Origin of the sequence: Plesiocystis pacifica SIR-1, from assembly GCF_000170895.1 — a bacterium.
GTDB lineage: Bacteria > Myxococcota_A > Polyangia > Nannocystales > Nannocystaceae > Plesiocystis > Plesiocystis pacifica.
The window spans coordinates 1-21964 of the sequence record NZ_ABCS01000141.1 but is presented as its reverse complement, the minus strand read 5'-3'; the positions used below and the strand labels follow the sequence as shown (position 1 = coordinate 21964).

The window sequence follows — 21964 nt, the reverse complement described above, 5'->3', positions numbered from 1 at the left end:
TCGACGCTACGACCCTCTATGCCAGCACGGGGCGCAAGCTCGGCAAGCGCCTCGAGGACATCGACGAGGGCGGCGAAGGGGACTTCTTCGGTGACGACGAGGGCACGGAAGAGGACGGCCTCGAGCTCGAGCGACTGCTCTCCGTTTGACCCGCGCGACGCCCCGGGTAAGGCGACGGCTAGCGACGATCGGGCCGCGACGGATAGATCGTCACGTCGCGCCGGCTCCCGTCGGGCCGCGCGTGGCTGATCGCGTGGTGCAAGGGCACCACCGCCCCCCGCTCACGGCCGAGGCGAATCAACTCGTAAGTCTCGGACCCCGACTCCCGGCGCAGGTCGACGATGACCTCCCAGTAGGGCTCCTCGTCGGGGCCGAGCTGCTGCATGACCTCGATGATCCGGCTGTGGCCGTGGTTCCAAAAGGTCTCCTTGACCGTGAGCCGCTCGCCGCCGCGGCCGGAGAAGGTCACCTCGGTCACGGCCAGGTCCGCGGTCTCGACGTCGAGCAAGTTGACGGCCGCGTGCTGGGGGATCCAGTCGACGTCGTGGAAGAGATCGCTGGGCTGGCTCGCCCCGCCGCCGAAGAACTCCTCGAAGCCGACCTCGCGCTCTTGCCAGTCGTCCTCGTCCTGCAGCCGGTAGCGCAGCGTGACGCTGGGGACCTCGAATTCATCGCTTGGAGAGGGCGTGCTCGCGTTCATCTTCAACCTCGGTCAGTCGGGCCACGGGGGCGTCGAGAAGGGCAGTCAAGAGCAAAGCAGAAGGACTCAGGGAGTCGACACGGGCGCGGCGGCTTCGCCCGCGTCGGCCTGGCCACTTGGGCTGGTCGTCGCGCTCGTCGGCGACGCGGCGGCCTCGGGCTGAGACCCGCCTCGGGCCCGCTCCTCGCGGGCGGCGTCCTGACGATCGCGGCGCTCGGCGAGGGTCTGGGCCATGGCCTCGGCGCGCGGGGTCAGGCGATCGAGCTGGGTGGGGTCGGCCCCCCAACCCAAGAGCAAGGTGCGCAGGGCGATGGGCACGAGGCGGTCGAGCTCGACCCCGGCCACGCCAAAGCGCCCGAGCTTGCGCAGCTGCAGCACGCCCTGCATCGCCGACCACAAGATCACGCCGCGCTCGCGGGCGTCGCCCTCGGACAGCGCCCCCGCCTTGACGGCGTCGTTGATGGCGTGGCTCAAGGTCAGCTGCAGGCGGATCAACGCCGGCACCAAGGGCGCGGCCGCGTCCGTGGCCAGGAACTCCCGGGGGTCACCGATGAGCGTGCTGATCAGGCCGTACTCCGCCGGCCGCTTGCGCGCGAAGTCGACGTAGACGTGGCAGACCCCGAGCAGCAGGATCAGCCCCTCGTCTGGGGTCAACGGCGCGTCCTCGGCAACACTTGCGGCCTCGCGCTTGGACCTGCGCTCCTCCCCGAGGAGGCGCAGCGTGGTTTTGAGATCCTCACCGATGCGATCCATCACGCGGTGCAAGAGCGCGACGAGCAGCGCGTCCTTGGACCGGAAGTAGCGATAGAGCGCACCCACGGCGTAGTTGAGCTCCTTTGCCAGCTTCTGAATGGTGAGGCCTTCGAAGCCCTCGGTGGCCAGGAGGCGAAGCGCCGTTTCGACGATTCGCTCGATGGTGGCTTCCCTGCGCTTTTCTCGCGTCTCCAGCGGTCTGCTTCCTCGTGAATTCAATTCACAGTGATCGGATGGTTTCACACGCGTGTCAAACGCTGTCCTGAGCCCGCTGTAAGCCTCTGATTTGCTTGGGCTATTTCTCACGGGGCGAAAGTGGCCAGGGGGCCCGGCGCAACCGCGCGGGAAAATGCGCGCGCGCAGGAAAGAACGCGGCGCGCGGATCAATCCGGGTATGCTCCGCCCCATGCGCACCGACCGACGTGCCTGGAATCCCCCCCTGTCCCTGGCTCTCGTCGCCGCCTTGGCCATCGCTCCCATGGGAGCGGGCTGCGGCAAGAAGGAAGAAGAGACCGCCCCCGAAGCCGCCGAGGGCGGAGACAAGGCCGAAGAGAAGAAAGCCGCCGAAGCGGAGAGCGCCGAGAACAAGGCCAAGGCCGCGCCCGCCGAGGCCAAGGCCGAGCTCGCCGAGGCCAAGGAGGCCGGGCTCCCCGAGGCCGCCCTCGCGCCCCCGCCCGTCGAGGCCGCGCCCAAGACCAAGCTCGAGGACCTGCTCGCCTTCGTGCCCAAGTACGACTCGCCCGACAAGCTCGGCGTGCTCGTGGTCGTGCGCGACGCCAGCGTGTTCATCGACTACGCCGACGAGGCCGCGCGCTTCGTCGAGGGTCCCATCAAGGCCCTCGCCGAGGCGGCCCAGTCCAACAAGCAGCTCGAGGACTTCGCGGGCATGGGCCTGGCCTTCCCGATGTTCAAGGCCCAGTACACCGGCATCAAGGGCACCGTCGAGCAAAGCGGCGTGCACCTCGACAAGGGCATGCTGCTGATGGAGGTCGACGGCACCAGCTACATCGTCTACTCCGGCGACAAGCCCGAGGCCCTCGCCGAGCTCGTCCGCACCTTCGACCAGGACATGGGCAAGGACGTCGCCTGCAAGGGCCTCGACGCCCCCGGCTACGTCGTGTGCGCCGACGGCCAGGGTGACCTCGACGCCTTCGAGCCCGGCGGCGCCGCGGGGGCCACGGCCGTGCGCGCCCAGCTGACCGCGGGCCTGCCCGGCGTCGACTTCGAGAAGTCCAACATCATCGCCTCCGCCGAGGGCGTGTCCATGGCCGTCGAGACCCCGCCGGGGCTCATGGTCGTGAGCATCTCGCCCGGCGACGAGCCCGAGTTCGACGAGGTCTCCGAGCAGCTCATGCCCGGCGAGGCCAAGCTGCTGGGCGCGGTCCAGCCCGGCGCCGGCTTCATCTGGGCCAAGGTCAACAAGGACGTGATCGCCGCGGGCGTCGAGGAGGAGATGGCGGGCGACGACGGCACCCCCGAGCCCGTCAAGGCCATGGGCAAGAAGCTCAACGGCGAGTTCCTGCTCGCCGGCCACTACGAGCCCTCGACCTTCGCCATGCAGTTCGGCCTCGACGACACCGACGACTGGGCCGGCGTGGCCGCGGAGCTCGGCAAGGACCTCGGCTCGGCTCAAAAGGACCTCAACGACGAGTTCGATCTCGAGGGCGGCGAGTGGACCGTCAACATGATCGACGTCCAGGTCCAGGGTCAGGCCGTCAAGGCCCTCCACGCCGGCCTCACCGGCGTGCCCGAGGTCGACGTCATGGCCCAGCTCACCGGGCTGACCGTCGACGGCTACGTGTTCGCGGGCAACGACGCCCTGCACGTCGCCCTGGGCGCGAGCCCGGAGGCCATCGGCCACGTCGCCAGCGCCTCCCACGAGGGCCCCAGCGCCGGGCTCATGGCCTACCTGCCGCCCTCGCTGAGCTCGGCCATCGAGGCCAAGCAGGTCAGCATGGTCATGCACCTGCCCTTCGACTCGCTCTACGGCCCCGAGACCCGCCAGCTGATGGAGTCGGCGCTCAAGGACGTGCCCGACCTCAGCCCCGAGCTCGCCCTGGCGATCATCGACCTGATGTCGCCGCTGTCGAGCTCGACGATGTGGATCACCCACAACGGTGGCAAGGCCCAGCTGCACATGGCCGTGCAGTCCATCGGCCACCACGCCACCCCCGAGGGCAAAGACGCCCTCGAGGCCGCCATCGCGGTCACCCAGGGCACCGAGCCCGCCGCGGCCTTCGGCCCCCTCGTCGACAAGTACCCGACCTCGCCCCGCCTCGCCCTCTACAAGGCCCGCGCGGGCCAGTCGAAGGCCTCGCTGGTCGCCTCGGGCGTCGGCGCGATGGTGACCGGCATGGCCCTGGCCATCCCCGTCATCGAGGGCAAGCGCAACGACGCGATGATCGAGGAGCTGGAGATCGAAAAGGACGCGGCCGAGAAGGCCAAGGAGAAGTCCAAGAAGCCGCCCAAGAAGCCGGACCCCAAGCCCGCGCCCGAGGACAAGGACAGCGCCCCGGCGGACGACAACCGGCCCACCGACGACACCCGGCCCGACGAGCAGCCGACCGACGACACCAAGCCGGCCGACGACACCAAGCCCGAGGACACCAAGCCCGCGCCCGAGCCCAGCCCCAACCCCGCGCCCGAGCCCAAGGGCGACGGCGGCGGTGACGATGGCGGCGCGCCCAAGCCCCCGCCGATCATCCCCAAGAAGCCCGAGCGCGAGAAGAAGTAGTCGCGCAGCGCTGCGACGCGCGGATCGGGAGGGGCCCCAAACGAGGGGGTCCCTCCTTTTTTGTTGGCGTGCTACTCGCCCGACGAATGCGCCACGCACCGAAAGCGCAAATCGCGCCAGCCAAGTCGGGCCGGACCCTCACTCTCACGTGAGGGGGTGATTTTCCCGAAGCACTTCGAGAGCCCTCCAACTGGCCAAATTCGCCAATGCGCCCTCTTCGCGGCCTCTTGCTCCCCAAAGGCCGGGTTGACAGCCCCCAGAGCCCCAGCCATGGTGCACGGGCAAACTCCAACCCGAACGTGAGGGTGAGGTTCTGATGGACGGCAACACCAAGACGCAAATTCCAGTTCCGAGTGTTTCGACGATCTCGACGGTCCCCACCAGCCCGCCCAAGGCCAAGGCGAAGTCCAAGAGCAAGGGCGCCAAGCGCCCGCTGGGTCGGGGCAAGAAGCAGATGAAGATCGGCGCCCTCGCGCGCAAGACGGGCAAGACGGTCCGCGCCCTGCATCTGTACGAGGAGATGGGCCTGCTCTTCCCCGACCGCTCCGAGGGCGGCTTCCGCCTCTACGGCCCCGGCGAGGTCGACCGCGTCTACTGGATCAACAAGCTCCAGGACATGGGCTTCAAGCTCAGCCAGATCCGCGGCCTGCTCGACGCCGTCGCGGCCTCCAACTCCGCCCCCGAGGCGATGCAGGGCGTGCGCGAGCTGTTCCAAAACAAGCTCAACGACACCCGCGAGCAGATCCAAAAGCTCCTCCAGCTCGAGCGCGACATCTCCGAGAGCCTCAGCTACCTCGAGGCCTGCCGCAGCTGCGCCGAGGCCTCCCCGGACTGCTGCGCCGAGTGTGGCGAGGACCGCCACGGCGGCATGGCCGAACCTCAGCTGGTATCCGGCATCCACATCAAGCGCGGCGAAGGCCAGGCCCAGGCCACCCCCGAGCCCAACGCCTGAGCCCCCGAGTTCCCCTCTTCACCCTCGACCCCTCCACGAGAGTCATGAGCGTCCAGACCCCCATCTACATGGACTACGCGGCGACCTGCCCCGTCGACGAGCGCGTGCTCGCGGCGATGTTGCCCTTCTTCAGCCAGCACTTTGGCAACGCCGCCAGCCGCACCCACAAGTTCGGCTGGGAGGCCGAGGAGGCCGTCGACAAGGCCCGCAATCAGATCGCTTCGGTGATCGGCGCGAGCGCCAAGGAGATCGTGCTGACCTCCGGCGCGACCGAGGCCAACAACCTCGCCATCAAGGGCGTCGCCGAGTACCTGCGCGAGAAGGGCAACCACATCATCACGGCGGTGACCGAGCACAAGGCCGTCATCGACACCTGCAAGTACCTCGAGCGCAACGGCTGCGAGGTGACCTGGCTGCCGATCCAGGCCGACGGCCGCGTCGACCTGGCCGAGCTCGAGGCCGCGTTCCGCCCCGAGACCATCCTCGTCTCGCTGATGTTCGCCAACAACGAGACCGGCGTGATCCAGGACGTCGCCAAGATCGGCGCGCTGTGCCGGGCCCGCAAGGTCCTGTTCCACACCGACGCCGTCCAGGCCTTCGGCAAGGTGCCCATCGACGTCGAGGCCATGAAGATCGACCTGCTGAGCATCTCGGCCCACAAGATCTACGGGCCCAAGGGCATCGGCGCCCTCTACGTGCGTCGCCGTCGCCCCCGCGTGCGCCTCGCCCCGCAGATCCACGGCGGCGGCCACGAGCGGGGCAACCGCTCGGGCACCCTCGCGGTTCCGCTCATCGTCGGCTTTGGCGCAGCCGCGGAGCTCGCCCAGCGCGACCTCGCCGACGAGTCGACCCGAATCCTGGGTCTGCGCGAGCACCTGCGCACGCGCCTGACCGAGGAGATCCCCGAGTCCATCGTCAACGGCTCGGTCGACCAGCGCCTGCCCGGCACGCTGAACGTGAGCTTCTCCTACGTCGAGGGTGAGTCCCTGCTCATGGGCCTCAAGGACGTGGCCGTGTCCTCGGGCTCGGCCTGCACCTCGGCCAGCCTCGAGCCCAGCTACGTGCTCCGCGCCATGGGCCTCAACGACGAGCTTGCGCACTCCAGCTTGCGCATCACCATCGGCCGCATGACCACCCAGGAAGAGGTGGACTACGTGGTCGACCGCATCAAGGAGAACGTCGAGCGCTTGCGCGAGATGTCTCCCTTGTGGGAGATGGTCCAAGAGGGTATCGACCTCGCGTCGATCGAGTGGACCGCCCACTGAGTTCCCCGACGAGTCCTTCCACCCCAGACGAGTTCAGGCCAAGAAAGCTCAGGAGACATTCACCATGGCGTACAGCGACAAGGTCATCGATCACTACGAGAACCCCCGCAACGTCGGCTCCCTCGACAAGTCCGACGAAGCCGTCGGCACCGGCATCGTCGGCGCGCCGGCGTGCGGCGACGTGATGAAGCTGCAGATCAAGGTCGAGGACGACGTAATCACCGAGGCCAAGTTCAAGACTTACGGGTGCGGCAGCGCCATCGCCAGCTCGAGCCTGGTGACCGAGTGGGTCAAGGGCATGAAGATCGACGAGGCCGAGCAGATCAAGAACAGCCAGATCGCCGAGGAGCTCTCGCTCCCGCCGGTCAAGATCCACTGCTCGGTGCTCGCCGAGGACGCCATCAAGGCGGCCATCGCCGACTACCGCGACAAGAAGAAGGGCTGAGCCCATGCACGCCGAGCAGCTGCCCGCCCCCTCGCCCCAGCCCCCCATGACCGCTGCACCCGAGACCACGCCCCAGTCCAAGCCCGTCGTCCCCGTCGAGCCCGAGGCCAAGCCGGCCGAGAAGCTCGTCGTGACCGCGCGCGCGGCCAAGGTGATGCAGGGGCAGCTGCTCAAGCGTGGCACACCCAAGGCGGCGATCCGCTTCGGCATCCGAGGCGGCGGCTGCACCGGCTACAGCTACGTGTTCGAGTTCTCTGACAAGCCGCCGCGCAAGAACGACCACGTCGTCGAGGCCGACTTCGGCGTGCGCGTGTACGTCGATCCCAAGAGCATGGTCTACATCGAGGGCACGACCATCGACTTCGAGACCGGGATCCGCGGGCACGGCTTCAACTTCGACAACCCGAACGTCAAGAACGACTGTGGCTGCGGAGAATCCGTCACCTTCTGAGGCCCTGCCGCCCTTCGACCCCGACCTCGATCACTTCGCGCGCCTGGGCCTGCGGCCCGGCTACGCCGTCGATCGAGACGCCGTCGAGGCGGCCTACCTCGAGCGCTCCAAGGTGGTCCACCCCGACCGCTTTGCGACCGCCGGCTCGGGCACGCGGCGGGCCGCGCTCGAGCACAGCTCGGCGCTCAACGAGGCCTACCGCGTGGTCCGGGATCGGGTCCTGCGGGCCGAGTACCTCGTCAAGCTCGGCGGCACGGACCTCGACTCGAGCGACCCCGAGGGCGGCGCGCCCAAGCCCGAGCAGGCCTTCCTGATCGACATGATCGAGCGCCGCGACGCCATCGACGAGGGCGGGGTCGACCTCGACGATCTGCGCGACAGCGTCGAGGACGAGCTCGAGGCGGCCCTCGCCAGCGCGGTCGCGGGCCTCGACGCCGGGGACCACGCGAGTGCGGCCGCGGCCCTGGTCCGTCGCCGCTACCTCGACCGCTTCCTCGCCGAGATCGACGACGCGATCGGCTGAGCACGAGAGACTTCCATGGCTGACAGCATCGACATCCAGGGCGGCGGCCTGTTTCAGATCGCCGAGCCCGAGGCTGGGACCACCAAAAAGCGCAAGGCCGGCAAGGCCATCGGCATCGACCTGGGCACGACCCACAGCCTCGTGGCCATCGCGCCCAACGGCGAGCCGCCCCGGGTCCTGGCCGACGACTCCGGCGAGGCCCTGCTGCCCTCGGTGGTGTCCTACGCCGCCGGCGAGCTCCGGGTCGGCCGCGAGGCGCGGGCCCAGGCCATCGCCCACCCGCGCCAGGTGCTGTCGAGCATCAAGCGCTTCATGGGTCGCGGGCCCGCCGACATCGACTTCGCCCACCCCTACCGCCTGGCCAGCGACGAGCCGGGCAGCGACGCTGTGGTCGATCGACGTCGCCGACGAGGGCGCCCCCGCGCGCACCGTCAGCCCCGTCGAGGTGTCCGCGCGCATCCTCGAGGTCCTCGCCGAGCGGGCCAAGGGCGAGCTGGGCAAGGTCACCGGCGCGGTCATCACCGTGCCCGCCTACTTCGACGACGGCCAGCGCCAGGCCACCAAGGACGCCGGCCGCATCGCCGGCCTCGAGGTCTTCCGCCTGCTCGCCGAGCCGACCGCCGCGGCCCTGGCCTACGGCCTCGACCAGGCCGAGGGCGGCCAGGGCCTGTTCGCGGTCTACGACCTCGGCGGCGGGACCTTCGACATCTCGATCCTGCGCCTGCGCGACGGCGTGTTCCAGGTCCTCGCGACCGGCGGCGACTCGGCCCTGGGCGGCGACGACTTCGACCGCGCCCTCGGGGCGCACCTGGCCGCCCTCGCCGGCTTCGACGAGACCCGGCAGCCCTCGCCGGCTCAGCTCCAGGAGCTCGCCCTGACCTCGCGCGCGGCCAAGGAGGCCCTGAGCGACGCCGAGACCACGACCGTGACCCTCGAGCAGTGCGATCTGGCGGCCACCGAGGTCACCCGCGCCCAGTTCGAGGCGCTCATCGAGGCCCTGGTCAAGCGGACCATCAAGGCCTGCCGCGCGACCCTCAAGGACGCCGGCCTGGCCAAGGCCGAGCTCGACGGCGTGGTCCTCGTGGGCGGCTCCACCCGCGTGCCCCTGGTCCGCCGCCTGGTCGAGAAGGCCTTCGGCAAGCCGCCGCTGGCCGACATCGACCCGGACAAGGTCGTGGCCTACGGCGCGGCGATCCAGGCTGACATCCTCTCGGGCAGCGCGCGCGAGGGCGTGACCCTGCTCGACGTCGTGCCCCTGAGCCTCGGCCTGGAGACCATGGGCGGGTTGATCGAGAAGATCATCCCGCGCAACGCGACCATCCCCATCGCCGCCCGCCAGGTGTTCACCAACTACTCGGAGAAGCAGACCGGCATGACCATGCACGTGGTCCAGGGCGAGCGCGAGCTGGCCGAGGACTGCCGCAGCCTGGCCCGCTTCGAGCTCCGCGGCATCCCCCAGCTGCCCCCCTCCATGGCCCGGGTCGAGGTCACCTTCGAGCTCGACGCCGACGCCCTGCTCACGGTCACCGCCCGCGAGCTGATGACCGGCGTCAAGCAGTCCATCGAGGTCAAGCCGACCCACGGCCTGTCCGACGAGGAGGTCGATCAGCTGGTCATGGACAGCCTCGACAACGCCCGCGAGGACTTCGCGGCCCGCAACCTCGCCGAGGCCCGGGTCGAGGGCGGCCGGGTCATCCTGGCCGTGCGCACCGCCTTGCAAGAGGTCGGCGAGCTGCCGGGCATGCTCGAGGCCGAAGAGCGCGCCGCCATCGAGGCCGCCATCGGCGAGGCCGAGGCGGCCATGGCCACCGGCGGCCACGCCGACTCGGTCAACGCCGCCCGCGAGCGCCTCGAGGCCGTCTCCGAGCCCTTCGCCCGCCGCCGCATGGAGCGGGCGCTGCGGGCCGGGATGTCCGGCAAGACCCTGGTCGAGATCGAGTCGACCCTGGCCGAAGAAGAGGCCCTGGCCGAGCGCCGCGGCGCCCACGAGGCCGAACTGCTGTCCGACGAGGACGAGCCCAATCAGGACTGAGACCCATGCCCAAAGTCATCTTCCGTGGAGGCCCCGACGGCGAGCGTACCGTCGAGGCGAAGACCGGCCAGAACCTGCTCGAGATCGCCGAAGAGCACGACGTCAAGATGGGCTCGGCCTGCGGGGGCGTGTGCGCCTGCTCGTCCTGCCACTGCTACATCCTCGAGGGCGAGGACAGCCTCGACGAGCCCAGCGACGCCGAGGAGGACCGCCTCGACATGGCCTTCGACGTCAAGCCGAGCTCGCGCCTGGGCTGCCAGGTGAAGCTCGGCGACGAGGACCTCGCGGTCGGCCTGACCCAGGAGACCGTCGAGGTGTGGTTCAACGAGCACCCCGAGCACCGCTGAGCGCCTCCCTCGGGGTCCCGCGCCAGCGCCGTGCTCAGGGCCCGCCGAGGATCGCGGGCACCGACAGCATCCCCGCGCTCGCCAGCAGGTTCGACACGGCGTGGACGAGCACGCAGGGCGCCAGCGAGCCGGTGCGCTCGTAGGTCAGGGCGTAGACGAAGCCCGAGAAGCTGACCACCGCCAGGCCCACGGGTTCGTAGCCGTGGACGAGGCCGAACAGCAGGCCGGACAGCAGCGCCGCGGGTAGGGTCTCCATGCGCTCGCGCAGGGCGCCAAAGAGCACGCCGCGGAACACCAGCTCCTCGACCACGGCGGCGCCGATGACCGCGTCGAGGACGCTCAGGGTGCGGACGCCGTTTTGCCCCCACATCATGGTCTCGTCGACGTAGGCGTGCCAGGCGGGGTCGTAGCCCGCGGCCTCGGCCGCAGCCCCGACCGCGCTCTCGAAGCTCGAGTCGACGGCGAACGAGACCGCGGCCGCGAGCAAGATGGTCCGCCACCCGCTGCTACGGCTGCTGCCAGGCTCGGGGCGCCACAGCTCGCCCAGCTCGACCCCGGCCGGGCGCGCGAGCAGGGCTCGGGTCGCCAGGGCCACGGGTACCAGCGAGAGCAAGGTCGGGACGGACCAGGCGTAGTCCGACCACGCGGGTGAGGCCACCTCGACGACCAACACCGCCACGAGGGCGAGGACCAGCATGCCATCGAGCCACACGAACACCAGCACGCCGCGGCCCAGTCCAAAGCCGCGCAGGGCTCGGGTCGAGCGCACCCTCGGCTCGGGGCGTCCGCGCCGAAACCACACCGCCGCGATGACGATGCCGAGGGTGACCAGGACCAGGCGCGCGCCCCAGGTCAGCAGCGCGGGCGCGAAGCTCCCGCCCGCCGGAGTCGCCAGGGCAGCCTCGGCGCTCGAGCCCGCGAGCACCGAGGGCAGCCCCTCGAGCTCTCGTTCGGGCGCTGCGAGCACCCGCGCCCGGGCCTGCTCGTCGCCCCATCGCGCCATTGCCACGTCCTTGGCCAGCCGCGCCCGTGCAGCTCCCTCGGAGTTCGCCTCGCCCTCGAAGGTGGCGACCAGCTCGTCCCAGTCCGCCGCGATCTCGGCCCGCGCGTCCTCGTCGACGCCGTAGACCAGCTCCGCCGCGACGGGCGGGAGCTCGGCGGCCGCGACCTCGCTGCGCCGCTCGATCTCCGAGACCATCGCCAGGGCGCGGATCGGATCATCGAGGGACTCCGTCGGGGATTCGTCCGAGGTCGACGCGAAGACCACCAGAGCCAGCTGGAGCACGAAGGCCAGACCCGCGACGAAGCTGACCAGGACCAGCAGCCCCGTCCGACCAGAGAAGGGCCAAGCGGGGGGCTGAGTCTCGGGCTGCGCCATGGTCCATCACTGTAGATGAATCCGCCCCCCGCGGCCGCAAACGGGCCCAGCTCCGCTTACACGGAGGGTGTAACCACTCCCCCGAGCCAGGCAACGCTCAGAGGGTCGTGGGCGACGCCACGCCCTCCCTGTCCCACGTCGATCAGCCGTCACCGAAGCGAGGCTTCGGCCTACCAAGGATGAAACGGCGCCCAGGCTGTCTACCAATCGGTCAGTTTCTCATCAGAGCCTGTCAAGGAATCCACGCCCCCGCTTGCGGGGGCGACCACCAGCCTTCTCAAAGGCACGAACCCCATTGCCCACCAAGCCAAAGCGGAGGAGCGGACAGCGACGAAGCGCCCCCGGTCCCCAAACGCCTGTGGGGGCAAAGCAGCGCTCAGCGCCCGGTGAACTCGGGCTCGCGCTTTTCGTTGTAGGCCGCCAGGCCCTCGCGGGCGTCCTCGCCCTCGAACAGGCGCTGCTGCAGCTCGCGCTCGAGGGCCAGGCCGTCGGCGATGGCGATCTCGGCCCCGGTCTGGCACGCGCGCTTGATCAGGCCCACGGCCCGCGACGCGGCCTTGGGTGGCACGAACTGCCCCGCCCACTCGAGCACCTTGGCGTGGAAGTCTGCGTGGGACTCGGCCTCCCACAGGTGGTCGACCAGGCCCAGCTCGGCGGCCCGCTCGAAGGGGAAGACCTCGCCCACGGCCATGAGCTCGATGGCCTTGCTCTTGCCCACGACCCGGACCAGGCGCTGGGTCCCGCCGGTGCCCGGGAGCACCCCGAGCTTGACCTCGGGGAGGCCGCACTTGCCCCGCCCCTGCCGGGCGATGCGGATGTCACAGGCCATCGCGACCTCGAGCCCGCCGCCCACGCAGTGCCCGTCGATGGCCGCGATCACCAGCTTGGGCGTGTGCTCGAGGCGCAGCAGGGTCTCGTTGGCGTGGAGGCAGAAATTGTACTTGAAGTAGGGATCCGCGCCCTGAAGCATGGCGATGTCGGCCCCGGCGCAGAAGAACTTCTCGCCCGCGCCGCGCACCACGATGACGTGAACGTCGGGGTCGAAGCGGGCCTTCAGGATGGCCGCGTCGAGCTCCGTCATCATGTCTCGCGAGTAGCAATTCGCGGGGGCGTTGTTGAGGGTCAAGGTGGCGACGCCGTCGGTGGTTGCGTACTCGACGAGGGACATGGGCGGAGCATACACTCGCAAGCCGTGGCCGCAGGCGTGCACGTGCTCCCCGTCGAGATCCGTTTTGGAGACTGCGATCCCGCCGGGATCGTCTACTTTCCTCGCTTCTTCGACTTCTTCCACCAGACCATGGAGACCTGGTTCCCCGCCCACCTCGGCTTCCCCTACGCCGAGTTCGTGCGCGAGCGCAAGCTGGGCTTCCCGGCCGTGCACACCGAGGCGGACTTCGCCCGGCCGTGTCGCTTTGGCGAGACCGTCGAGGTCCGCCAGCGCGTGCTCGCCCTCGGGCGCAGCTCGATCACCTTCGGCTACGCCATCCACGGCCTGAGCGACGACGCGGACCTGCGCGCCACGGGCAAGAGCGTGTGCGTGGTCATGAACCTCGACGAGCGCTCCCCCGAGCACGGCCGCGCCGTGGCCATGCCCGAGGAGCTGCGCGCGCGCATCGAAGCCTTCGGAGTCTCGCCGTCATGAGCCAGGCAGCGGCCCAGGTGACCGTGGTCAACCGCGAGCTCGCGCGCACCCTCGCCGAGCACCCCGTGAGCCCGAGATTGTGCTTCCCCGAGCGCTGGCTGTTTCCGGGCGAGGCCCTCGACGCCCACAGCATCGGGGCCGAGCCGCGCGCGGCCGCCGAGGGGGCGCTGGACTGGCTCGGCGAGCTCGGCTGCTCCAAGCGCGAGCTCGACCGCGCCGCGGCCCTCGACGTCGCTGGCCTCGTCGGCATGCCCTTCCCCCAAGTCGCCGGGCAGCCGTGCCTGGGCTTGGCAAAGTTCCTGACCGTGTGGCGGCTGTGGGCCGACCTGACCGTCGAGGCCTCGAACCCCGGCGAGGTCCGCTGGCCCTTCCCCCCCGAGCTGTTCACCCAGAGCCGCCGCCCCGTCCACGACCTGCTGCTCGAGCGCTCCGGCGATCTGGGCCGCCTCGAGCAGGGCATGGCCTCGCTGCTCGGCGAGCTGACCCGGGCGCGCAGCTCCGCCTGGCTCGCGCGGCTGTGCGACGAGCTCGAGCAGTGGACCTCGGCGGTCGCCTACGAGGTCGAGTTCGACGGGGCGCACCGCGACGTCGAGCGCTTCCCCAGCTTCGGGCGCCAGCTCGAGCTGCGCATCTCGACGAGCGGGGCCTACGTGCTCAACTGCCTGGCCGAGCACGCCCAGGGCCTCGAGATCCCCGACTTCCTCTACGACCACCCGACCTGCCGGCGCATGCAGTACCTGAGCGGGCGGCTCGTGGCCATCGACCACGCCGTGTTCGCCCTCGCCCGCGACGCGACCGACGACCGCACCAACCTCGTGGCGGCGCTGATGACCGCCCGCGGGCTCGGCCCCGACGCGGCCATGCTCGAGCTCGCCGCCCTCCACGAGGCGACCATCGCCGAGTTCGACCGCCTCGCCGAGGAGATGGAGAGCTGGGCCGACGCCGACGAGCTGGGCCTCGAGGGCTGGGTCCGGGGCGTCCGCCAGTGCTGCGTCGGCCTAGCCCGGTGGACCGCCCAGTCCCCGCGCTTCGCCGCCTTCGCCCTGGTCGTCGACAACCGCATGCTCTCGCCGCGGCTCGAGCTGGCCTGACTCGAGCACCTCTCGAGCGAGCTGCTAGGCTCTAGCAGTCGCCCACCCCGGCCGCGCCGGGACCCATGATCCACGAAAGCATCGTCCACGGACTCAGCTGGCGTTGAACCCGTGGGCGGCTGCCTTTCTCGGTAGGACATCGGAGAAGTCCTCACGACACCTCGCTTGGTCTTTTCGCCGAGCTCTTAGTCGCCAAAACTTGCGGTGGGATCCACCACAGCAGCGTTTTGGCTCCGCGATCTCGACGAAAATCCACGGCGCGAGGAGCCGCGATGACTTCTCCGATATCCTGCTAGACGTGCGTGTTCGTGAAGCCCTGTGTCTGGCCGTATCTCTGAGCGCGGCGATCGGCGCTTGCACCAAGGCCTCGCCACCCCCGGGCCTGAGCGCCGAGGCCATCGAGCACTGCGCCACCGCGGCCCAGCTCTACCCGCGCGCGCGCATGGCCGACACCACCGTACGCACGGAGCTCGTCGAGCACGCCTGGGCCCGCCGAGACGGAGGGCTCGGCTCGCCCCACGGCCCGCCCATGAAGTGGCGGCGCAGCACGGACCTGAGCTTCGCGCTCGAAGGCGACGCCGTGTTCGTCAAAAACGAGGAGCGCTTCGAAGAGACCGGAAACGAGACCGGCATCGAGCGCTGGTCCGAGCGCTGCCAAGTCTGCGGCCAGGTGCTGGTCTGCGATCAGCAGGTCTGGGCCATCGGCCTGCGGACCAATCAGCCCCCCAAGGGCGAGGACCTGCGCCTCCTCGACACCGCCGGCATCCTCGAGCTCGACGACCACGACCTCTACCTCATCCGCCACGGCCACGAGGTCTACCTCGACTTCGGCGCGGATCCTCGGACGACCCCCGACGGGCCCCTGACGATTCGGGTCCGCAAGCTCGAGGCCGGGGCCGAGATCGTCGAGGAGTCGACGCGGTTCACGTCCGAGGAGATGGCCGCCGGCTACGCAGGGCGCACCGTCAAGGTCGAGCTCCCCGGCGTGGGCAAAGGCATCCGCGTCGAGTACCGCCCGGGTCGTGGCCCGGGGGGCGCAGGCTACGGGACCGACACCAGCAAGCTGCGCAGCACCCTCTACGAGCTCGAGAGCCTCGAGCGCAACCCCCAGTTGATGAAGCAGCCCAAGTCCCTCGATATCTCCGAGGACGAGGCCAAAGGCTTCAACCTCCCGCATTGAGTTGTGGACGTGGGCAGGGAGGGCGCCAGAGCGCGCAGCTGTTAGGCTCGCCCCATGGGTCCCCTCGCACGCCTCGGCGTCTTGTTTCGGCGCGGCTTTGGTCGCGTCACGCCCGACCCCTTCGTGCTCGCCGTGGGCCTGTCCGTCGTCGTCCTGCTCGCGGGCTTGTTCGCCGGGGACTGGCCCGGGGCGACGCTCGCAGGCGCCGAGGGGGCCGAGCCCGGGCCCATGCTCCGGCTCAGCGCGGCCCTCGAGGCGTGGGCGAGCACGGGCCTGTGGAAGCTGCTCGCCTTCGGCATGCAGGCGGTGATCATGCTCGTGCTCGGCACGGCCCTGGCCGAGGCCCCGATCGTCCGCCGGGGCATCACCGCCCTGACCCGCTTCGCCAAGGGCCCGCGCAGCCTGGTGGCGATCACCGCCCTGGCGTCCATCACCCTGGCCCTGTTCAGCTGGTCCCTGAGCCTGATCGGCGGGGCCATCCTCGCTCGCGAGGGCGGCCGCCAGGCCAAGCTGCGCGAGTGGAAGCTGCACTACCCGCTGCTGTGCGCGGCCGCCTACTCCGGGCTGATGTGCTGGCACGGGGGCATGAGCGGGACGGCCCCGCTCAAGGCGACCACCGACAAGGACATGATCGAGGTCCTCGGCCCCGAGCTCGCCGCCTCCGTCGGCACCCTCGGCCTGGACGAGACCCTGTTCGGCCCGCTCAACCTCTTCGTCAGCCTCGGCCTGCTCGTGCTCGGGCCGCTGGTGTTCGCGGCCATGACCCCCGCGGCCGGCAAGGACCCCGACCCCGTCGAGATTCCCCCCGAGGTCGAGGCCGCCGCGAGCGAGGCCGAGAGCCCCTTCGAGCCCGCCCCCGCCGACGCCGTCGAGGCCATCGAGCGCTCCCCCTACGTGGTCTGGGCCCTGGGCTTCCCCATGCTCGCCGCGCTGGTCATGCACCTGGCCCGCGAGGGCGTCAGCCGCCTCGACCTCAACACCATCAACATGACCCTGTGGGTCCTGGCCCTGCTGCTCCACGGCCGCCCTCACCGCTTCCTGGCGGCCTGCGCCCGGGGCATCCAGGGCTGCACGGGCATCGTGCTGCAGTTCCCCCTCTACGCGGGGATCATGGCGGTGATGGCCGCCTCGGGGCTCTCGGCCAAGGTCACCGAGCTGGTCAGCGCCGCCGGGCCCAAGCTGCTCGCGCCGCTGACCTTCGTGACCGCCGGCGCCCTCAACCTGCTCGTGCCCTCGGGCGGCGGGCAGTGGGCCGTGCAAGGGCCGATCATCATGCAGGCCGCCCTCGACACCGGCGTGGACGCGTCCAACGTGCTCATGGCCATGGCCTACGGCGACCAGTGGACCAACATGTTGCAGCCCTTTTGGGCCCTGCCGCTGCTCGCCGTGACCGGCGTGCGGGCCCGCGACATCGTCGGCTACACCGCGCTGTGGATGATCCTCGGCGGGCTGTGGATGTTGCTGGGCCTGGCCGTGCTGACCTGAGCACCCCGCTCAATTCAGCGTCGTGATCGGGAAGGACCCGCTCTCGCCCAGCACGTCGATCAACGCCGCCGCCCGGGCGTTGAGCAGGTCCACGCGCTCGTCCGCCGTGTCCCGGACCAGGCAGCGCTGCAGCAGGCGCAGGTGGGGCATGGTCCCGCCCAGCGGTCGGCCGCGTCGGACGGCGCGCATCAGCTCGACGTTGGGGATCAGCGAGGCGATCGCGTAGACGATCAGCCGCGGGTCCTCGAGCTCGAGCACGCTGAGCACGGTCTCGCGGTCGTCGGCGTCGAAGGTCTCGGCCATGCGCTCGACCTGCGCCTTGAGCACTTCGAGGGCGTGCAAATCTCCGGGCTCGGTCTCGGGGAGGGGCTCGACGGACAGGCGCCGAAAGGCCATGCCCTCGGGCGGCAGCTCGGCGACGGCGCGCACGCGGCCCAGGCCCTCGAGCCGGATGAAGCGGCGACCGTCGGGCAGGCGCTCGTGGGCGATGAGCTGGCCGACCCCAAACACGGACTCGATGGCCGGCCGCGGGCGCAGCGGCGAGACCCCGGTCATCAGCGCGGCGTCGGGGTCATGGACGGGGAGCTGGTCATCGTCCTCGATCTCGTCGCTGCCCTCGGCCGAGAGCCGCAGCAGGGGCACGCCGATGTGCATGCCGCCGTCGAGCACGTGGTCGACGAGCTCGAGGTAGCGCGGCTCGAACACGTTGAGGGGCAACACCATCCCCGGCAGAAAGACGACGTTCGGGAGCGGGAAGATCGGCAGCGCCGCGAGCACCGCGGATGTTGGCTGGCGATCGACATCGAGCATCCTCCCGAGCCTAGTCCCAACTCGAAGCCATTGCGAGCGCGACGGTGCCACAGCCGCCGCGAAACGCCCCCTTCGGCGTGCCGGGTGCGCGCAGAGCCCACGGGCGCGCACCCCGGGCGGCCGCCCTCCGGTGGTGTCGCGCGCACCAGATCGAGGACGCCCCGGCCCGGCACTCGAGGGCTGCGCATCTCCGCGCACTCTCGGGAGACCTGGGGATCAGATCCGCTCGCGCTCGCACTCCGCCACCGAGCGAGCGATCCGATGCCCAAACTCGAGCACCCCCTCTCCCTTCCCCTCCTCCTCTCCCTCGCCCTCGTGGGGCTGTCCGCCTGCGACGAGGCCGAGGCCCTCGACTCCGACGACGCCTTGGGCTTTGACGATCCGTCCGAGGCCAGCTTCCGCAGCAACCCCAGCCTGCCCTGCAGCGGCGCCCGAGAGGCCAGCTTGCTCGGCATCGGGCTCCCCCAAGGCCCCAGCGAGCCGCTGCCCGCCGCCCTTCAGCCGCTCACCCCCGTGGACAACGTCGATGACCTCGAGCTCCAGCTCCTCGACCCCATGATCACGGACATCGTCCTCGACGACGGCGTCTACCCGGCCGCCGACCTCGACACCAACTACCTCCGGCTGCGCGGCAAGAAGCTGTGGGCCAAGAACGTCGGCGGTCCGGTGTTCGAGTTCGGCGTCGACGCGGGCGGCAACGGCACGAGCTTCGACGGCGGCGAGCTCCACGGCATCGTGTTCGACGTCAGCGACCCCAACGCCATGGTCCCCTACACCTCCAAGGACCCCGACCTGAACCCGATCCAGGCCCTCGGCGTGGTCGTCAGCTGGGGCGACGCGACCAACCTGGTCATCGAAGACTGCGTCATCGATGGCAACGGGGTCGCCCACGAGGGCCTCAAGATGGCCGCGCCCCAGGGCCTCGAGCTGCGCCGCCTCGAGGTCCGCGACGTCCGCCGCCACGGCGTGCAGATCAACGGGCCCACCGACGACGCGACCCCCTCGCCCGGGCCGATCCTCGAGCACCTCGACATCTCGGACGTCCGCGACGCGGTCTGGGATCGCTGGGGCGTGGGCATCTGGCTCGGCGAGCAGAGCCTCGTCGAGCACGTGCGCGTCCGCGACGTCCGCTGGGCGGGCATGGTCGTGCTCGAGGACGCCGACCAGTCGTACCTGCGCTACATCGACGTCGACGAGGTCGGCGTCGGCGCGACCACGGGCTCGGTCGGGGTCTACTTCGACCTCCAGTCGGTCTACGTGACCCTCGAGAACTTCTGCGTCGGCCCGGACACCCGCATCGGGGTCAACTCCGAGTGGGACAACCTCGACAACGACGAAGGCCTCATCGAGCTGCCCAGGGGCATGCACAACGTCGTGCAAAACGGCCTGGTCCAGGCCCACTTCATCGGCGTGCACTTCGATCAAGGCACCGTCGACGGCTGGGTCAACAACTTGACCCTGCGCAACTACTCCCGCGCAGGCATCACTTTCCACCACAACATCGCCAACCTCGGCCAGTGGCCCAAGTTCAACCCCGGGCCGTGGCCGGCGAACGGCAGCGTCCAGAGCGCGAACACCTTCCAGGAGGTCCCCGACGCCGTCACCGGGCTGCCCTGCCAGCTGACCTTCGACCACTTCAAGGCCGTCAACGTCACCTGCGAGCCGTTCTAGGCTCCGGCGGTCAGGGCTGATGTGAGGACCGAGTCGGGCGCGTGCGGTGACGCGCCCGACGACGCGTGCCCACGCCAAACAGGGTGACGAGGCCGAGGCCAAAGGCTCCCAGGCCTCCTCCGGCTGCTCGAAGGGCCAGGCCCGAGGAATCTTCGCCCTCGGCCGCCTCGCCCCCGGTGGCCTCGTCGGGGGAGTCTTCCTCGATCTCGACCGGCGGCTCGGCGTTGGCCCGGGCGCGGGGCTGCTCGATGGGCGGCGGCGCGATGGATCGGTCGCCCTTCGAGAGCAGCTTCACGGACAGACGCTTCGCGTCCTTCTCGCGCACGTAGTCGTCGAGGTCGAGGCGGCGACGGGTGAAGGCCGTGTCCCGAGCCACCTCGAGCCCCGCGCTGTCGTCCAGGCTCGGCCACGGCCCGCCCCAATCGAAGCGCTGCGGCGCCTTGCACTCGATGGGCCCGGGCCAGTAGTGGCGAATGATGTAGCGAGCCTGAAAGTTGTTGGTGCCGTCGGAGACCGTCCCCCGCTCGAGCTTGCCGTCGTCCCCGACCAGGCGCTCGCGCCCGCCCGCGATGGGCTTGGCGACCTGAAACACCAGGTCGTTGCCCACGGAGCCCCGACGGTAGCGGGCGTGCAGGCGCGTCAGCGTGGGCCGGGTCAATCCCCCGGGCATGACGTCGGCGCCCAGCTGTCGGAGCTCTTTGGTTCCCAGGGGCCTCACCGGGCAGGGGTCGCACTTGCGCGAGGACCAGGCGTACTCGGTCACGACCGCCCCGGGGTGATCGTCGAGGGTCTCGTCGAGGAGGCTGGCGTAGAAGCTCCCGAAGTGCTTGCGCGCGCCCTTTTTGACCTCGATGTTGGTCGGGATCGCGACGTTGGGATAGTTGGCGACCTCGTAGCGATCGTCGGCCAGGATGTGCACGATCAAGTCCTGGGGGCCCTGCTTGGACGCGTTGATGAGGCCCAGGCGGATCGGCAAGCTGAAGCTGTCCGAGTCGTAGTGCATGCGCAGGGGCGAGAGCGCGACGCGGCCGTCGACGAACTTGACCTTGCTGACGTCGACCTTGGCGACGAAGAACTTGTAGCCCTGCTGGACATAGGGGCGCAGCTGCTTCTCCGCGCCCTTCGGGATCTGGTAGCCCTCCTGGTGCAGCCAGGTCTCGAGGCCGACGGAGTCCTCGGCCGAGAGCACGACGATGTCGTACTCGCCGACCACGAACTCCGACTCGACCTTGACCACCGGCCTCGGCGGGCTGACCGACTCCGCGGCGAGCCCAAAGCCCGCTCCGGACCCCCCGAGCCCGATGGCCCCCGCGCCCACGCCGTAGCCGAAGTCCATCGGCGACTCGCAAGGATCGCGCTCCCAGTACTCGACCAGCCGCGGCGCGCTCAGACGATCGATGCGCTCGAACACGCCCTGGGGCAGGGTCACGACCTGATGCTCCTGGAGGACCACGGGCACCGGCACGACCATGGCGAAGTCCTCGGGCGGCCCCGCGTAGCTGTTTTGCATCGACAGCACCGTCCGCTGGCCCTGGCGCATCAGCACGACCACGGTCGCGTCGTTGAACATCTCCGTGTCCGCGTCGGCGACGTAGAAGCCGCAAAAGGCCTGGACGGGCGCCGGCAGCAAGGCGATGAGGGCGAGCAGGGCGAGGGCGAGCGCAGCGGGGACGCGGCGACGCGAGCGCGGGGACGACTCGACGAAGGCGGGCATGCGAGTGCAGAACACGCGCAGCCGCGAAAGTTCGCGGACGACGAAGAATCTGAGTCAGCGCAGCCGCGCCTGGAGGTCTGGCCGGGTCTTGAGCTCGCCGCGATAGGAAGCGGTCACGACCCGGGTGCCGTGCTTGTCGTCGGGAACATTGAGGCAGGCGTGCTGACCCGTGATCACGCACGCCGCCCCCCCGGGCGCCGAGGTGCTCCATGAGCGAGTCGGCGATGTCGTTGCAGACCCGCTCTTGGAGGGTCAGCCGGCGGGTGAAGCAGTGCACGAGCTGGCTGAGCCGACCGAAGCCGACCAGCTTGTCCGTGGGCAGGTAGGCCACGGTCGCCTCGCCCACCCAGGGCATGAGGTGGTGCGGGCACATCCCGTGGCAAGGGATGTCCCGCACGACCACGAGCTCCGTGTCCCCCTCGCCGAGGACGGGGTTGCCGAGGATCACCGCCGGATCGTCCGCGTAGCCCGAGATCACCATCTCGGACCACATCCGCGCGACCCGCTCGGGGGTCCCGCGGAGGTCGCCATGGCCCAGATCCAGGCCACACGCGCCCAGGAGCTGGCGCACGGCCTCGGCGATGGCGGGTTTGCGGTCCTCGGCTTCGCTCATGGCGGCAGTGTACATCTCTGGCCCCGGATCGGCGCCAGACGCGATCTCAGGCCCTTCCTGGCCCCCTCCGAGCCCCAGGCCGCCCCACCCGAAAGCGTGTGCAGGGTCTCTTCGAGCTTCCCCCGAGCTTCTCCGCTTGGCCCCTTGATCTCCGCTCGGCGCCCGCCTATACCTCGCA

General features: G+C 70.2%; 19 protein-coding genes and 2 pseudogenes. 13 read left to right on the top strand and 8 right to left on the bottom strand.

Annotation, left to right across the window (positions count from 1 at the left end; translation table 11 throughout):
- Positions 1–178: 178 nt before the first annotated feature.
- Together PPSIR1_RS38010 and PPSIR1_RS45035 are read right to left on the bottom strand one after the other, a co-directional pair.
- Positions 179–700: a hypothetical protein gene (locus PPSIR1_RS38010; protein WP_006976604.1), complete on the bottom strand. Its 522-nt coding sequence runs from the start codon at positions 698–700 to the stop codon at positions 179–181.
- 66 nt (positions 701–766) lie between these two features.
- Positions 767–1861 (bottom strand): TetR/AcrR family transcriptional regulator, encoded by a 1095-nt coding sequence (locus tag PPSIR1_RS45035; protein WP_269744748.1) that lies wholly within the window; start codon positions 1859–1861, stop codon positions 767–769.
- Positions 1862–1916: 55 nt separating this feature from the next.
- Here PPSIR1_RS45035 and PPSIR1_RS48785 point away from each other — a divergent pair, with 55 nt between their 5' ends.
- The 8 genes and pseudogenes from PPSIR1_RS48785 to PPSIR1_RS37965 all read left to right on the top strand — a co-directional run bounded on the left by PPSIR1_RS48785 (position 1917) and on the right by PPSIR1_RS37965 (position 10202).
- Positions 1917–4187 (top strand): hypothetical protein, encoded by a 2271-nt coding sequence (locus tag PPSIR1_RS48785; protein ID WP_157596403.1) that lies wholly within the window; start codon positions 1917–1919, stop codon positions 4185–4187.
- Between the two features lie 316 nt (positions 4188–4503).
- Positions 4504–5139, top strand: coding sequence for a MerR family transcriptional regulator (locus PPSIR1_RS37995; protein WP_006976601.1), 636 nt, complete (start codon positions 4504–4506; stop codon positions 5137–5139).
- A gap of 44 nt (positions 5140–5183) precedes the next feature.
- Positions 5184–6404 carry an IscS subfamily cysteine desulfurase gene (locus PPSIR1_RS37990; RefSeq protein ID WP_006976600.1) on the top strand — a complete coding sequence of 407 codons (1221 nt, stop codon included), beginning with the start codon at positions 5184–5186 and terminating at the stop codon, positions 6402–6404.
- Between the two features lie 64 nt (positions 6405–6468).
- Positions 6469–6849 (top strand): Fe-S cluster assembly scaffold IscU, encoded by a 381-nt coding sequence (gene iscU, locus PPSIR1_RS37985; RefSeq protein ID WP_006976599.1) that lies wholly within the window; start codon positions 6469–6471, stop codon positions 6847–6849.
- Positions 6850–6853: 4 nt separating this feature from the next.
- On the top strand, positions 6854–7300 hold the full coding sequence (locus PPSIR1_RS37980) for a HesB/IscA family protein (protein ID WP_006976598.1): 447 nt from the start codon (positions 6854–6856) through the stop codon (positions 7298–7300).
- Positions 7272–7823, top strand: coding sequence for a Fe-S protein assembly co-chaperone HscB (gene hscB / locus PPSIR1_RS37975; RefSeq protein ID WP_006976597.1), 552 nt, complete (start codon positions 7272–7274; stop codon positions 7821–7823). Before PPSIR1_RS37980 ends, hscB begins: the two co-directional genes overlap by 29 nt.
- A gap of 15 nt (positions 7824–7838) precedes the next feature.
- Positions 7839–9855, top strand: a pseudogene (gene hscA, locus PPSIR1_RS37970) (Fe-S protein assembly chaperone HscA).
- 5 nt (positions 9856–9860) lie between these two features.
- Positions 9861–10202, top strand: a complete 342-nt coding sequence (locus PPSIR1_RS37965) for a 2Fe-2S iron-sulfur cluster-binding protein (protein WP_006976593.1) — start codon at positions 9861–9863, stop codon at positions 10200–10202.
- A 34-nt stretch (positions 10203–10236) separates the two neighbouring features.
- Here PPSIR1_RS37965 and PPSIR1_RS37960 read toward each other — a convergent pair whose 3' ends face one another.
- Entirely contained in the window at positions 10237–11580 is a 1344-nt protein-coding gene (locus PPSIR1_RS37960; protein ID WP_006976592.1) for a CPBP family intramembrane glutamic endopeptidase, read from the bottom strand.
- A 376-nt stretch (positions 11581–11956) separates the two neighbouring features.
- The gene (locus PPSIR1_RS37955; RefSeq protein ID WP_006976591.1) at positions 11957–12748 is read right to left on the bottom strand and encodes an enoyl-CoA hydratase/isomerase family protein; all 792 of its coding nucleotides are present in this window, start codon (positions 12746–12748) and stop codon (positions 11957–11959) included.
- A 24-nt stretch (positions 12749–12772) separates the two neighbouring features.
- Here PPSIR1_RS37955 and PPSIR1_RS37950 point away from each other — a divergent pair, with 24 nt between their 5' ends.
- The 4 genes from PPSIR1_RS37950 (at position 12773) to PPSIR1_RS37935 (ending at position 16978) form a co-directional block, all read left to right on the top strand.
- A complete protein-coding gene (locus tag PPSIR1_RS37950) occupies positions 12773–13222 on the top strand; it encodes an acyl-CoA thioesterase (protein WP_045117558.1) in 450 nt (149 codons plus the stop codon).
- Positions 13219–14313 carry a terpene synthase family protein gene (locus PPSIR1_RS37945; protein ID WP_006976589.1) on the top strand — a complete coding sequence of 365 codons (1095 nt, stop codon included), beginning with the start codon at positions 13219–13221 and terminating at the stop codon, positions 14311–14313. Before PPSIR1_RS37950 ends, PPSIR1_RS37945 begins: the two co-directional genes overlap by 4 nt.
- Before the next feature lie 298 nt (positions 14314–14611).
- Complete coding sequence (locus PPSIR1_RS37940; RefSeq protein WP_006976588.1) at positions 14612–15493, top strand: hypothetical protein; 882 nt, start codon at positions 14612–14614, stop codon at positions 15491–15493.
- Positions 15494–15547: 54 nt separating this feature from the next.
- The gene (locus PPSIR1_RS37935) at positions 15548–16978 is read left to right on the top strand and encodes a TIGR00366 family protein (RefSeq protein WP_006976587.1); all 1431 of its coding nucleotides are present in this window, start codon (positions 15548–15550) and stop codon (positions 16976–16978) included.
- Between the two features lie 9 nt (positions 16979–16987).
- Here PPSIR1_RS37935 and PPSIR1_RS37930 read toward each other — a convergent pair whose 3' ends face one another.
- A complete protein-coding gene (locus PPSIR1_RS37930; protein WP_086002055.1) occupies positions 16988–17788 on the bottom strand; it encodes an LON peptidase substrate-binding domain-containing protein in 801 nt (266 codons plus the stop codon).
- Between the two features lie 261 nt (positions 17789–18049).
- On the opposite strand from PPSIR1_RS37930, the gene PPSIR1_RS37925 reads away from it, so the two are divergent.
- Positions 18050–19459, top strand: coding sequence for a hypothetical protein (locus PPSIR1_RS37925; RefSeq protein ID WP_006976585.1), 1410 nt, complete (start codon positions 18050–18052; stop codon positions 19457–19459).
- A 10-nt stretch (positions 19460–19469) separates the two neighbouring features.
- Here PPSIR1_RS37925 and PPSIR1_RS37920 read toward each other — a convergent pair whose 3' ends face one another.
- From PPSIR1_RS37920 to folE, 3 genes and pseudogenes are all read right to left on the bottom strand, one after another.
- Positions 19470–21188: a DUF2330 domain-containing protein gene (locus tag PPSIR1_RS37920; protein ID WP_338047304.1), complete on the bottom strand. Its 1719-nt coding sequence runs from the start codon at positions 21186–21188 to the stop codon at positions 19470–19472.
- Between the two features lie 39 nt (positions 21189–21227).
- Positions 21228–21350, bottom strand: a complete 123-nt coding sequence (locus tag PPSIR1_RS50945; protein WP_006976583.1) for a hypothetical protein — start codon at positions 21348–21350, stop codon at positions 21228–21230.
- A 13-nt stretch (positions 21351–21363) separates the two neighbouring features.
- Positions 21364–21786: pseudogene (gene folE / locus PPSIR1_RS51400) on the bottom strand (GTP cyclohydrolase I); the annotation flags it as partial.
- Positions 21787–21964 lie beyond the last annotated feature (178 nt).